The following is a 13,428-nucleotide window of genomic DNA, read 5'->3' as shown; positions in this document are numbered from 1 at the left end:
GGACACCAATCAGCATTTCGGCGTCTGAGTCAGCCTCCGAGGGCAGCTCCCGCCGGCCCGAGATCGAGGAAGACCGTTTCTCCGTTGGCGTCGTCGAGCCCGTCGTTGTCGGTCACGACGTACAGATTGCCGTTGCCGGCGACCGCCGCACCTTCGACCTTCTCCTGCACGTAGCCGCGGGTCGCCTGCAGGTCCGGTAGCAGGTCGCGTGCGAGGGTCTTCGGCAGCACCTGCGGAGTCTCGTTGGCTGTGGCGACTCCGGCGTCGGTGGGGATCTCGACTCGATAGAGCGCCTTCACGCGAGCATCAGGGCCATTGAGCTTGTCGCGCTCGAGGATCAGCAGTGCGCCGTCGTGGACGGCGATCTCGGACAGGCCGATCCAGTCACCCTCGGCGTCGGTGCTATCCAGTTGGTAGCCGAACCACTCCCATTCGCCGCTCTCCGGTGTGTAGCGGCCGATGCGTGCGACTCCCTCGTCGTCACTGTCGATTTCGCGTTGCAGCACCACCCAGACAACGTCTCCGTCGACGGCCACACCTTCGAGGCCCTGACCACCGAGGCCGGCAGCGATGTCGTCGGGCAGCGCGACCCGCTCCTCGATGCTTCCGTCTGCGGCCACCACGACCAGCTCGTTTCCAGGGCCCTCCTCACCCTCGACGGCGAGCACGAACCCACCAGCAGGACGCGCAGACAGGCCTTCGACATCGAGCGTGACGGGCGCACCGTCTTCGGTGATCACCAGTTCGCTCTCGATCAGCGCAGGCGTCTGCGACACATCCACACTCAGCACCCGCGCCGGGCCGTATGCAATATCGGTGGCGGTGAACAGCCGGTTGTCGTCGAGCGGGTCGGCGGTCAGTGCGCCGAGTGCGCCCCAGCCGATGGGAACACCGTCGATGTCTCCGGAGACGATCGACGGGAACGCCGGGGTTCCCGCGTTCTGCGTGAACGCGTCGCCATATCCGTAGACGTTGATCGACGCACGTACCCGAGCCTCGGCATCGTCCGTTTCCGATGCGATGACGAGCAGGTCGCGCTGCGGAATCGGCAGGATCCCTTCGGGGCCCGGTGTGGTCGGGAGAATCTGCACGAACTCGGGTTCCGCGGGATCGCTGACGTCGTACACCGCGACGAAGTTGCTGCGTTCCGATGCCACGAGCGCCGTCGGCCGGCCTCCGATATCGGTGATGGCGAGTCCTTCGGGCTCAGGACCCTTCGCTTCGGCTCGGCCTTCGATGTGCAGACCGGTGCGCACCGCAAGCTGGGAGAAGGTGTTACCGGCGTCCCACACGACGTCGCCACTCGCGGCGTCGAAGACGGTCCAGCCGCGGGTGCCGCCCTTCCAGTCGCCCTCGTTGGCGGTGGCGAGGTGGTCGTCACCGATCCAACCGATGGCGTCGGGTTCGCGGGGTGTGTCGGCGATGGATCCGGTCTGGTCGAGCGCGCCGTCCTCTGCGGTGTCGATCCCGTCGACGGAGACGGTTCCGGCACTGAAGATCGACGTCACCTCGCCGGTGGGTCCGTCGATGATCGCGATGCCGTTGTTCTCCTGCAGCGAGAGCGCAACCTGGCCGCGGGAATTGATGCTGACGTATTCGGGCTCTAGGTCTTCGGGGGTGTCGAGGCCGGCGTCGCGGGCCTGCTCGACGTCGAAGTCGACCTTGCGTGTCGTCCAGGAGGTCGGTTCGCCGGCCATGTCGATGAGCTGCAGGAAGCCCGTCGGCGCCTGCGGGAGGTCGCCTTCCTCGCCGCCGTCCGGTGTGAATTCCTCGTCGCGCTGATTCTCCATCGCGACCGCTGCGAATGTGCTGTCGGGACTGACGGCGATCGAGTCGGGCTGACCACCGAGGTCGATGCTGTGGACGCGGGTGCGGTCGCTGACCCGCACCACATCGACGCGTCCCGACGGGTTCACGAAGTCGCCGCCGCTGGTATCGACGACGACGAGAACGAACTCCCCGAATGCCACCACCGAGGTCGGCTGGTCGTCGGCGTTGCCGAGTTCGACCAGCGACAAAGTTCCCAGCCCGACCGGGCTCGTCGGGTCGCGCACGTCGACGAATCCGATGCGTTCGGCCGTCGCATCGGTGTAGATGACCGTGTTGCCATCGGGGGTGACGGTGGAGATCTCGGCGACTGTCTCGGTCTCGAGAGGCTCGTCGGCGGGCCGGTTCTCGAACACCGAGTAGGTGGCCTGCCGGTGGTAGCGTTCCGAATCCGGAACATTCCAGTCGATCGACGACGTGGCCCGCGGAGTGTCCTGGGCGGGTTCGTCCGATCCGCCTCCGTCATTCGTCGAGCATGCGGCTGTCATCAGTGCTGCGATAGCAGCGATTGCCGCGAGGCGGCTTCGGTTCGTCGTCGTCATTCGTCCTCTTTTTCCGGTTCTGATTCGATCGTGAGAGCCTGTCGCCCGTGGATGACCCGATGGGGATCTCCGGGTGAACGCCGGGAGTCGACGAGGTGTCCGGTACTTCACGTACTCCGGAGGTTGTCCACAGGCGGCGGATCGATCCACAGAACCGGCCGGGCTGGACGTCTTCGGACCGACGTGATCTTGTCAGGGAGAAGCTGCGGGAGGACGCGCTGCGGGATCCGGGCTGGACGTGATCCGCTGGACCTGGGCGGAACTGGCCCATTTCGACGTCGTTGTCCGACGTTTCGAGCGAGCGTGGGCCCGTAGATGTCAGAAATGACGGTATGTGTTCGATATTCCGATACACCAACCAGCGTTTCCGGCGCTCACCTCGGTAGCGGCAGGTGGGCCTGATTCCGGCAATCCACCGCCACCCGATGGGACGAGGTCTAGGCTCGGGGCTACCGGCCTGTTCCGGGCGAGTCAGGCATGCGGCGGACAGGTGCCGGTGGAATGCCGCACGTCGGCGCCGCGGTCGTCCGGGAGGTTCGTCCATGAATCCGGTGGTGGTGGAGGCTCGAGCAACCAGGCCTTATCCGGAACGACGCGCCCGCAAGGGAGCGGTGCTCTACAACCTCATCACGACGACCGACCCGAAAACGCTCGGGATCATGTACATCGTCACGGCGTTCGCCTTCTTCCTGGCGGGCGGGCTGATGGCGATGCTGATGCGCACCGAACTCGCCGTGCCGGGCCTGCAGTTCCTGTCGACCGAGCAGTACAACCAGTTGTTCACCATGCACGGTGGCATCATGTTGCTGCTCTACGCGACACCCATCGTGTTCGGCTTCGCCAATTACATCCTCCCGTTGCAGATCGGCGCGCCCGACGTGGCGTTCCCACGATTGAACGCGTTCAGTTACTGGCTCTTCCTCTTCGGTGCACTGGTCGTCCTGTTCGGTCTGATCACTCCCGGCGGCGGCGCCGATTTCGGGTGGACCTCGTACATGCCTCTCGCCAATGCGATCCACTCGCCTGGTATCGGTGCGAATCTGTGGTTCGCAGGTCTCGCGGTCACCGGCCTGGGCACGATCCTCGGCGGCGTCAACATGATCACCACCGTGGTGTGCATGCGTGCGCCCGGTATGACCATGTTCCGGATGCCGATCTTCACGTGGAACGTGTTCATCACGATGATCCTGATCCTGCTGGTATTCCCCTTGCTGACCGCGGCGTTCATGGGAGGTCTCGCCGACCGGCTTCTCGGCGCTCACATCTACGACCCCGAGACCGGGGGAGTGCTGCTCTATCAGCATCTGTTCTGGTTCTTCGGGCATCCCGAGGTGTACGTCGTGGCTTTGCCGTTCTTCGGGATCGTGAGCGAGGTCTTCCCGGTCTTCAGCCGCAAACCGATCTTCGGATACTCGGGTCTGGTCTACGCGACCATCGCGATCGCCGCTCTGTCGGTTGCCGTGTGGGCGCACCACATGTACGCGACCGGTGCGGTACTGCTGCCGTTCTTCTCGTTCATGACCTTCCTCATCGCGGTGCCCACCGGGGTGAAGTTCTTCAACTGGATCGGCACGATGTGGCGAGGGCAGATCACGTTCGAGACGCCGATGCTGTTCGCCATCGGTTTTCTCATCACCTTCCTGTTCGGTGGTCTGACCGGGATCATCCTCGCCTCGCCGCCGCTGGACTTCCACGTCCACGACACCTACTTCGTGGTAGCCCACTTCCACTACGTCCTGTTCGGCACGATCGTCTTCGCGACCTACTCCGGGATCTACTTCTGGTTCCCGAAGATGACGGGCCGGTTGCTGGACGAGCGACTCGGGAAGTGGCATTTCTGGCTGACGTTCGTTGGGTTCCACGCCACGTTCCTGGTGCAGCACTGGCTCGGTAACGAGGGGATGCCTCGCCGGTACGCCGACTACCTGCCGTCCGACGGTTTCACGACGCTCAACACGATCTCCACCATCGGCGCGTTCGTCCTCGGCGCGTCGACGTTGCCCTTCGTGTGGAACGTCTTCAAGAGTTACCGCTACGGGCAGGTCGTCACCGTCGACGATCCGTGGGGCTACGGTAATTCGCTCGAGTGGGCCACCACGTGCCCGCCGCCGCGCCACAACTTCACGGAACTGCCGCGTATCCGGTCGGAGCGCCCGGCATTCGAGCTGCACTACCCACACATGTCGGATCGGATGCGTGCCGAGTCCCACGTCGGCCCGGGTTCACAGAAGCACAATGCGGTTGTTGTCGAAGGCGCCGACCGCACGCCACCCGATACCTCGTACGACCGACACTGACCTATTTCTGGGCGAGCACTGCCTCGAGCGATTCGTCCGCGACACCGACAACGAGAGCACGCGCCCGATCCACGACGTCCTCGGCGGGACGACCGAGGACGGTGAGTGCCGCGGTCGCGAGGATCTCGGGGAGCTGCGCGTCGATCACCTGCTCGTCCATCTGCCGGTCGGCGCGGATGTCGATGACCGACTCCACGAGCCGGAACGGCAGCTCGGCGCGCGGATCGCTGCCGGCGAGTGGCCCGCCGCCGAGCACCTCGGCGGCGAGGTCGCGGTAGCGGCGCGCGAGGCGAAGGCGGCCTTCCCTGAACGCCTCGAACGGCTCGCTGCGGACCTCCGGCAGCATGTACAGCGCGCCGAGGTTCCATCGTCCTGCGCACAATTGCGCGGCGTCGAACCACGTCAGCGCACACAACAGCACCGCGGCGGGTTCGGAGTCGTCGAGACTCTCGTCGAACTCCACGGTCGGAGCGATGGTGGCGTCGAGAAGCGTGGCGAGGATGTCGTTCTTCGTCGCGAAATGGTTGTAGAGCGACGCCTGGCGGATGCCGACCGCGTCGGCGATCTGTCGCGTCGAGGTGGTCGCGAAACCGCGCGTGCTGAACAGCTCTGCGGCGGCGTCGAGGATCTCCGCGCGGGCGGTGGTGCCCGGGCGTCGAGGGCTTGTCAGCCGGGGACGGCCTGGTCCTGCTCTGGTCACGTCACCACCATGGCACATCGAGTTATGTTGCTACCCAATCGCATCGATGTGTGAGCGTTACGTCATCAGCTGGAAACATCGGCCACACACTCGTTACGCCGGGGACATCCTCCGAAGATGCGCGCTCTGAAAACTGTCACTCGACAGTTACCCCGTCCGCCACGAATCGGAGCACCATGACCGAGACACTCGCGACAGCCACGACCCACGCCGCCAGAGAACACGCACGCGCCCAGGCCGGAACCGTTACCGACGGCATGCCGATCGTGCCGGCGTCGGCGTGGCCCACCCCGCCCAACGGTCGGTGCGTGTCGATGACCTGGGCCGAGACCGTGCCGGGCGGCCGCTACACCAGTAAGGTCCTCGCACGCGGCACCCGCCTGCGCCTACGAGATCTCGACGGCGCCGCGTGCGCGCACCTCCTCCTGTTCCGTGCCGACGCCCCGCACGAACGGCTCAACGTCGCCGACACCGTCAAGGTGCCGTGGCAGGCCTACCTCGGCGCCGGGCACCCACTGCTCTCGGATCAGGGACGCGTACTCGCGACCGTCGTCGCCGACACCTCCGGTCACCACGACGCTCTGTGCGGCACGAGCCACGCGGCGGGAAACACCGCACGGTACGGCGCCGGTGCGCTGCATTCGTCGTCCCCCGCGGGACGTGAACTGTTCAAGGTCGCCGCCGCCAAGCACGATCTGCAGCCGCGCGACCTCCCGCCGTCACTGTCGTTCTTCCACGGCATCCGTGTCGGGGACGACGGCACGCTCACCAGCACCGGAACCGCCGGCGCCGGGGCGTACGTCGATCTGCTCGTCCACCTTCCAGTCGTCGTGCTCATCGCCAACACCGCACACCCTCTCGACCCGGACCCCGAGTTCGTCACGACCCCACTCGAAGTGACCGCGTGGCGCGCCGCAGACGACCTCGACTCGATCGACACCACCGAACCCGAATACCACCGCGCGGTGCTCAACACCGAAGACGCCTGGGCTGCTGCCGAACCCGGAATGGAGAACTGACCCGTGACCGCCACCCTCGATACTGCTGCCCTCGTCCCCGGAACCGTCGTGCTCGACGAGAGCGTCGAGCCGCGCGGCCCCTGGTCTGCGGTCATCGCCGCTGGCGACGTCCTGACCATCGTCGACCTCCACGGCAACCAGGCCGTCGACACCCTGATCTACGACGCCCACGACACCACCTCCCGCTACAGTGCCGCCGCAACCGTTGCGGGGCAGGGAAACCTGTTCCTCACCACAGGCTCGGTTCTGCGCGACTCCGACGGCGAACCCCTCATGACGTTGGTCGGCGACGAGGTCGGCAATCATGACACCGTCGGCGGTGCCTGCTCGCAGGAATCCAACACCCTCCGCTACGGGCACCACACCAAACACCAGCACGCATGTGTCGAGAACTTCCTGATCGAAGGTGCCGAGTGGGGCCTCGGTAAGCGAGATCTGGTCTCCAACATCAACTTCTTCATGAACGTGCCCGTCGAGGCCGACGGCACCCTGGGAATCGTCGACGGCCTGTCCGCACCCGGCAAGCGTCTCGCGATCCGGGCCGACCGCGACGTGCTGGTGCTCGTCTCCAACTGCCCGCAGATCAACAACCCGTGCAACGGTTTCGATCCCACACCCGTGCGGATGATCGTCACGCGCCCACAGGAGGTGTGAGTTCGCCATGACCACGAAGATCACCGTCGAGCGTCCCGGAATGCTCACCACCGTCCAGGACTACCCGGGTCGCGCCGGCTACTGGCAGATCGGTGTGCCGCCGTCCGGACCGATGGACGACCTGTCGTTCCGTCTCGGCAACACCGCGCTCGGAAACGACGAGGGCGCCTCCGGCCTCGAATCCGCAATGGCCGGTCCGGCCCTGCGATTCACCGAGGACACCGTGGTGTGCGTGACGGGCGCCCCGGTCACGGTGCGCGTCGACGGTGCGATCGTGCCGCAGTGGCGGCCGGTCACGGTCCCGGCGGGCGGACTGCTCGACGTCGGAACGATCGAGGGGCCGGGTCTGCGTGTCTACGTGTTGGTAGCCGGCGGCCTCGACATACCCGAATTCCTGGGCAGCACAGCCACCTTCACTCTCGGAGCATTCGGTGGTCATGAGGGCCGCGCACTCCGCGACGGTGACGTACTCGTCGTCGGCGACATCTCGTCGGATCAGAGCGCCGCAGTGCCCTCCGAGCACATCCCCGCTCTGACCACACACTGGCGGATCGCGGTCACCGAGGGCCCGCACGGCGCACCGGAGTTCTTCACCCGTGCCGACATCGACACCCTCTATGCCACCGACTACGAGGTGCACTTCAACTCCGATCGCACCGGTGTCCGACTCGTCGGCCCGGTACCGGAATGGGCCCGGACCGACGGCGGCGAAGCAGGGTTGCACCCGTCGAACATCCACGACAACGCATACTCCGTCGGGGCCCTCGACTTCACCGGCGACACCCCGATCCTCCTCGGACCAGACGGTCCGAGCCTCGGCGGCTTCGTGTGCCCGTTGACCGTGGCGTCCGCCGACCGCTGGAAGCTGGGGCAGCTCGCCCCCGGCAACACGATCCGGTTCGTGCCGGTGCGTGCGGAGCGCGTCGCCTCCCGCCGCGCACTCGGTACCGAGCGTCGCGCAGGGTTGTCGCTGGTCACTTCCGCGGGCGGAGATGGTGACGACGGTGTGCTCGCCCGGCGCGACGGCCACACCGCCGTCACCTACCGGCGCAGCGGCGATGACAACGTGCTCGTCGAATACGGCGACATGACCCTCGATCTGGGTCTGCGTGCCCGCATCCACGCACTGCACCAGCGGCTCGACGCCGACCGCCCCCGCGGCCTGCTCGAACTCACCCCGGGCATTCGATCGCTGCAGGTCAAGGTCGACCCTGACGTGCTGCCTGTGAAGACCCTGCTCGGCCACCTCGCGGACGTCGAGGACACCCTCGGCGACAGCGATGAACTCGAGGTGCCCAGCCGGCAGGTGCGGCTGCCGCTGTCATGGGACGATCCTGCGACGCGCGAAGCCATCCAGCGCTATATGCACGGGGTGCGTTCCGATGCGCCGTGGTGCCCGTGGAACATCGAGTTCATCCGCCGCATGAACGGCCTCGACGCCGTCGCCGACGTGTTCGACACCGTCTTCGCCGCCGAGTACATGGTGCTCGGGCTCGGCGACGTCTACCTCGGTGCGCCGGTCGCGACCCCGCTCGACCCGCGGCATCGGCTCGTGACCACCAAGTACAACCCCGCACGTACCTGGACGCCTGAGAATGCGGTCGGGATCGGCGGCGCGTATCTGTGCATCTACGGGATGGAAGGCCCGGGTGGCTACCAGTTCGTCGGACGCACCACACAGGTCTGGAACCACCGGCATCCACAACAGGCCGGTCCGTTCGAGGACGGCACCCCGTGGCTTCTGCGCTTCTTCGACCGGATCTCCTGGTACCCCGTCGATCCCGAGGAACTGCTCGACCTGCGCGCCGACCTCGCCGCGGGCCGCGGTGGGGGAGTGGAGATCACCGACGGTACCTTCTCGCTCGCCGAACACCGGAAGTTCCTGGCGGACAACACCGAATCGATCGACGCCTTCCAGCGAATCCAGTCCGTGGCGTTCGCGCAGGAGCGTGCACGGTGGAAGGAAGGCGGCGCGTGACGATTGCTACGGCGCTCTCGGGAACCCGTTTCGAGCGCACGCTGTTGAGGAAGCCGGAGCACCTGGACGACACGACGACCCGTGTCACCTGGCTGCAGGGACGCGCACTGTACTGCGATCTTCGACAGCCCGCCGCGTTGCCGAAGATCGGGGCACCTGCGCTTCGTGGCTCGGGTATCGGAGACCTCCTCGTGCTCGCTGATCAGGACGGATTCGCCGGCCCACTGTTCGACAACGGCGACCACGTCGAATGGGGCCGTACCGTTGCGCTGCACCCGGCAGGCCCGACACCGGACGCCGGCGCGCTGAGTGCGCTCGACCACGACACCCTCGTCGAGCGGGGCATATTCGAGGACTACATCGAGCACTGGCGGATCGCGGCCACCTCGCAGGACATCGACGAGTACCTGCTCGAGGACCTCGACACCGGTGCACCCGGCGTCCTCGTGCGGGTGGGCGGCGACTTCGCATTCGCCCGGGGTCGTACCGATGTGCTCGACCGTCCACTGGACGAGCAGATCCGCGGAGCCGCGAGCCTGCGCGCGGCACAAGACCTCCTCGACTGTGAGATCGCGCTCGGCGTCGTGCGTGGCGAGCAGTGGATCATCACCGCCTCCAGCCTCCCGTATCGGGTCGGTGCACACCTGAATCCGGTGTTCGGCGGCCGCATCGGTACTCGCGACCACGACCTCGACGGGAATCCCGTCGTGCGGTACTGGCAGCGACTCGACCTCGAATCCAGGAGAATCCCGTGACCTTCACCAGTATTCCGGTCATCGACGTCACCGCTCTCATGGCCGGTGGCGACGGACGCGACGCCGTGGTCGGTGAACTCGGCCGAGCAGCACGCGAGGTGGGCTTCGCTCAGATCATCGGTCACGGAATCGATCGCACCCTGATCGACGGGCTGAAGGACGCAGCCGAGCGATTCTTTGCGGAACCGGACGACACGAAAATGTCTGTGTACATCGGTAATTCCACCAATCATCGCGGATATGTCCCGGCGGGGGAGGAGGTATTTGCGGGAGCCACCCCCGATCACAAAGAGGCCTACGACCTTTCGATCGATCTCTCGGCCGACGACCCGGACTATCTCGCGGGCAATCCGTTACTCGGGCCCAACCGGTGGCCCGCGCTCGACAACTTCGCCGGCCCCGTCACCGCCTACTACGACGCGATATTCGGTCTCGGCCGAGTTATCCTGCGCGCCTTCGCCGAAACCTTGGGTGAGTCGCCGGATCTCTTCGATCGGTATGTCACCACACCGCCGGCGCAGCTACGGATGATCCACTATCCGCACGACCCGAGTGCCGATGACCGGCCCGGCATCGGTGCCCACACCGACTACGAGGTGTTCACGCTCCTGCTGCCCACGGCGCCGGGACTCCAGGTCGTCAATGCCGAGGGCACCTGGATCGACGTTCCGTACCGCGACGACGCGTTCGTACTGAACATCGGTGATCTACTGGAGATTTGGACCAACGGGATATTTACAGCGACGTCACATCGGGTGCGTAAGGTAGCCGAAGAGCGTTACTCGTTCCCGCTCTTCTTCAATGTCGACTACGACACGTGGGTCGAACCCCTGGATCGATTCGTCGGCGAAGACGGTCCGCGGTACGACGGTGTACGAGCGGGCGAGCACCTGTTCGCGCAGACCGCCCAGAGTTTCGTCTATCTCCGTCGCCGTCTCGCTGATGGCGAGATCGCTCTTCCCGACAATGCACGCCCTCTCTACTCGCTCGGACGCGAAGCCCAACGCAGCGCTCCTGCCGTCTGACCTTCTCGATGGAGCTGTCATGATCATCACCGGTGTCGCCGTGTGCCTCGTAGTTCTGCTCGGGGCCGGTTTCTATTCCACTCGTAAAGTTCGCGGAGATACCGGGAACTTCCTCTTGGCCGGCCGCTCACTGGGCGCGCCCGTCATCGCGGTCCTACTCATGTCGCAGGTCATCGACTCCAACGCGACTCTCGGCAGTGCAGACCTGTCCGCCGCATTCGGTTTCTGGGCCGGCGCTGCGATGCCACTGGGTATTGCAGTGAGTGTGCTCCTCGTGGGCCTGTTCTTCGCGAAGAAGCTACGCGCTACCGGAGTGGTGACCCTTCCCGAATACTTCGGGCAGAGGTTCGGGCGTAGCACCGAGATCACCGCGTCGGTCCTCACGGTTGTGAGCTTCGGGATCCTGCTCGCGGGCAACCTGGTCGCGTTGGGTTACCTGCTCGAATACTTCCTGGGCCTGAACTACACGATCGCAGTGCTGGTGATCATCCCGTTCGTGCTCGCCTACACCATGGCCGGTGGGATGTTCGCCAGTGTCTACACCGGCATGGTGCAGTTCGCCGTCATGGTCGTGGGGATCATCTCGCTCCTCGTGTGGGTCGCGGCCGGTCCCGGGTTCTCCAGCCCTGAGGGTCTCGGTATCGGAAACCTGGGTCAGCTCACCGATCCCGCGCAGGGCGCAGCGATCAACTGGGCGACGATCGTCGCGCTCGGCCTCGGCAACCTCGTCGCCATCGACCTGATGCAGCGCGTGTTCTCCGCCAAGTCGCCGCATGCCGCGCAGCGCGCCTGCTTCTCCGCAGCGACGGGCATCCTGCTGCTGTGCGTCCCGCTGTCGTTCGTCGCACTCGCTGCGGTCTCCATCGTGGGCGACAGCGCAGCCGACGCTCCGATCCTGTACGTGCTGCTCGGCCAGTACACGCCGCAGTGGCTGTCGATCCTCGTCCTGTCGGGTCTCGTCACGGCGTCGCTGACGACGATCAGCGGAATCCTGCTGTCCACCGCGACTGTGCTGGTGCGCAACATCTTCCGGGTCGGTGGCGAGCACGCCGCGATGTCGTCGGACGTCATGAAGGCGACTCGCTGGGCGATGCTCCCGATGGCGGCGCTCGGTGCGATCGTCGCACTGCGAGTCCCGCAGACCGGCATCCTGCTCACCCTCACCTTCGACCTGCTGCTTGCATCGCTGGTGGTGCCGTTCATCCTCGGCCTGTTCTGGACTCGCGGTGACGGAGTTGCCGTCGCCGCGGCTGCGATCGTCGGTATCGGGGTGCGCGTCGGGTTCTTCGTCCTCACACCCACGATCTACGGCGTCGACAACACCCTGCTGTACATCCCGAACGATCTGGTGTCGGCCGACGTCGACGGGTGGACGACATTCCTCGCCGTGATCGTCTCGCTCATGGTGTACGTGGGCGTGGCGCTGGTGCGACGGCCGACTCCGACGCCGATTCCCGCTGCAACCTCGGGCCCGGAGAAGGAACTGATCGCGGTGTAGATGGAATCACCCGAAGCGCGGTCGGGACCCACCGGTAGTGCCGGTGGGTCCCGACCGCGCGTTTGCGCAGGTCATGGTTGGTCACCGGGTGTTTGCCGGATCTTTCCCAGACGAGAGGGCGGCAGTCGTGTTGGAGAGGTACAACAGATGAGGTTAGCCTCGAAGTCGGCGTGAAATCCTGAAACGTCGCCGAACGGAAGCGAGTGATCATGACCGGCTCCGCCGAGTCAGAGCGAGTAGCCGAGTACCCGCGGCCGTCGCACACCCTCCTGCACCTCAGCGACACCCACCTGGTGGGTGGAACCGAACTGCTCTACGGCACGGTCGACAGCGACGCGCACATCCAGCGAATCGTCGACGACATCCGTGCGTCGCAGGTTCGGCCCGAGGCCCTGGTCTTCACCGGCGACCTCGCCGATCGTGGCCAGCCAGATGCCTATGTGAAGCTACGTGCGCTCGTCGAACCTGTCGCGGAGGAACTCGACGCCCGGGTGATCTGGGCGATGGGGAACCATGACGACCGCGCCGCCTTCCGTGAACGTCTGCTCGACCAGGCCCCGGGTTCCGGGCCGATCGACCAGGTCCACAACGTCAACGGCCTGCGGGTCATCACCCTGGACAGTTCCGTACCCGGGTATCACCACGGCGAGATCAGCCCTGAACAACTCGAATGGCTCCGAAGCGAACTCGAGGCGCCCGCTCCGTTCGGAACCGTGCTCGTACTGCATCACCCTCCGGTGCCGTGCGTGTTCGACCTCGCGGTGCTCGTCGAACTTCGAGACCAGACCGGGCTCGCCGACGTGGTGCGCAACTCGGATGTCCGCGCAATTCTGGCGGGTCACCTGCACTACTCGACCACGGCGACGTTTGCCGGAATCCCGGTGTCGGTGGCGTCGTCCACGTGCTACACCCAGGATCTCAACGTCCCGTTCGACTCGCAGCGCGGTCGCGACGGAGCGCAGGGGTTCAACCTGGTACACGTCTATCCCGAGACCATCGTGCATTCCGTGGTGCCGGCCGGCAGCTATGCCACCGCCGGTCGGCACGTCTCCGCTGAGGAGACTGCGCAGCGTCTCGCCGATGCGCGGGTCAGAATCCCGGAGAATCCGGAGCTCACCCTCAACGTCTGACCG

The 13,428-nt window shown here is 65.8% G+C and carries 10 protein-coding genes; 8 read left to right on the top strand and 2 right to left on the bottom strand.

Translation table 11 applies throughout. The features are described 5' to 3' along the window. Positions 1 to 29: 29 nt before the first annotated feature. Positions 30 to 2,369, bottom strand: a complete 2,340-nt coding sequence (locus EV641_RS07495; RefSeq protein ID WP_132471327.1) for an esterase-like activity of phytase family protein — start codon at positions 2,367 to 2,369, stop codon at positions 30 to 32. Positions 2,370 to 2,911: 542 nt separating this feature from the next. Here EV641_RS07495 and ctaD point away from each other — a divergent pair. After that, positions 2,912 to 4,666 (top strand): cytochrome c oxidase subunit I, encoded by a 1,755-nt coding sequence (gene ctaD, locus EV641_RS07490; RefSeq protein ID WP_132471326.1) that lies wholly within the window; start codon positions 2,912 to 2,914, stop codon positions 4,664 to 4,666. 1 nt (position 4,667) lies between these two features. Here the strand turns inward: ctaD and EV641_RS07485 are convergent, their stop codons facing one another. Further along, positions 4,668 to 5,366, bottom strand: coding sequence for a TetR/AcrR family transcriptional regulator (locus EV641_RS07485; RefSeq protein ID WP_132471325.1), 699 nt, complete (start codon positions 5,364 to 5,366; stop codon positions 4,668 to 4,670). A 176-nt stretch (positions 5,367 to 5,542) separates the two neighbouring features. Here EV641_RS07485 and EV641_RS07480 point away from each other — a divergent pair, with 176 nt between their 5' ends. The 7 genes from EV641_RS07480 to EV641_RS07450 all read left to right on the top strand — a co-directional run bounded on the left by EV641_RS07480 (position 5,543) and on the right by EV641_RS07450 (position 13,425). After that, complete coding sequence (locus tag EV641_RS07480) at positions 5,543 to 6,385, top strand: urea amidolyase associated protein UAAP1 (RefSeq protein WP_132471324.1); 843 nt, start codon at positions 5,543 to 5,545, stop codon at positions 6,383 to 6,385. A gap of 3 nt (positions 6,386 to 6,388) precedes the next feature. Further along, on the top strand, positions 6,389 to 7,039 hold the full coding sequence (locus EV641_RS07475; protein WP_054720669.1) for an urea amidolyase associated protein UAAP2: 651 nt from the start codon (positions 6,389 to 6,391) through the stop codon (positions 7,037 to 7,039). A 7-nt stretch (positions 7,040 to 7,046) separates the two neighbouring features. Beyond that, positions 7,047 to 9,017: a 5-oxoprolinase/urea amidolyase family protein gene (locus EV641_RS07470; protein WP_132471323.1), complete on the top strand. Its 1,971-nt coding sequence runs from the start codon at positions 7,047 to 7,049 to the stop codon at positions 9,015 to 9,017. After that, complete coding sequence (locus EV641_RS07465; RefSeq protein WP_132471322.1) at positions 9,014 to 9,772, top strand: hypothetical protein; 759 nt, start codon at positions 9,014 to 9,016, stop codon at positions 9,770 to 9,772. Before EV641_RS07470 ends, EV641_RS07465 begins: the two co-directional genes overlap by 4 nt. Then, positions 9,769 to 10,797, top strand: a complete 1,029-nt coding sequence (locus tag EV641_RS07460) for a 2-oxoglutarate and iron-dependent oxygenase domain-containing protein (protein WP_132471321.1) — start codon at positions 9,769 to 9,771, stop codon at positions 10,795 to 10,797. Before EV641_RS07465 ends, EV641_RS07460 begins: the two co-directional genes overlap by 4 nt. A gap of 19 nt (positions 10,798 to 10,816) precedes the next feature. Then, entirely contained in the window at positions 10,817 to 12,295 is a 1,479-nt protein-coding gene (locus EV641_RS07455; RefSeq protein ID WP_054713174.1) for a sodium:solute symporter family protein, read from the top strand. Between the two features lie 209 nt (positions 12,296 to 12,504). Then, positions 12,505 to 13,425, top strand: a complete 921-nt coding sequence (locus EV641_RS07450; protein WP_132471320.1) for a phosphodiesterase — start codon at positions 12,505 to 12,507, stop codon at positions 13,423 to 13,425. The last annotated feature ends 3 nt before the right edge of the window (positions 13,426 to 13,428 follow it).

It is taken from the genome of Rhodococcus sp. SMB37 (assembly GCF_004345605.1).
Lineage (GTDB): Bacteria > Actinomycetota > Actinomycetes > Mycobacteriales > Mycobacteriaceae > Rhodococcus.
Note: the sequence above shows the minus strand (reverse complement) of the source record. Positions and strands in the feature narration are given on the sequence as shown.

Bases quoted from the DNA above. Each gene is read 5' to 3' on its own strand.
- EV641_RS07495 (WP_132471327.1), bottom strand. From the start codon at position 2,369: ATGACGACGACGAACCGAAGCCGCCTCGCGGCAATCGCTGCTATCGCA.
- ctaD (WP_132471326.1), top strand. From the start codon at position 2,912: ATGAATCCGGTGGTGGTGGAGGCTCGAGCAACCAGGCCTTATCCGGAA.
- EV641_RS07480 (WP_132471324.1), top strand. From the start codon at position 5,543: ATGACCGAGACACTCGCGACAGCCACGACCCACGCCGCCAGAGAACAC.
- EV641_RS07470 (WP_132471323.1), top strand. From the start codon at position 7,047: ATGACCACGAAGATCACCGTCGAGCGTCCCGGAATGCTCACCACCGTC.
- EV641_RS07455 (WP_054713174.1), top strand. From the start codon at position 10,817: ATGATCATCACCGGTGTCGCCGTGTGCCTCGTAGTTCTGCTCGGGGCC.
- EV641_RS07450 (WP_132471320.1), top strand. From the start codon at position 12,505: ATGACCGGCTCCGCCGAGTCAGAGCGAGTAGCCGAGTACCCGCGGCCG.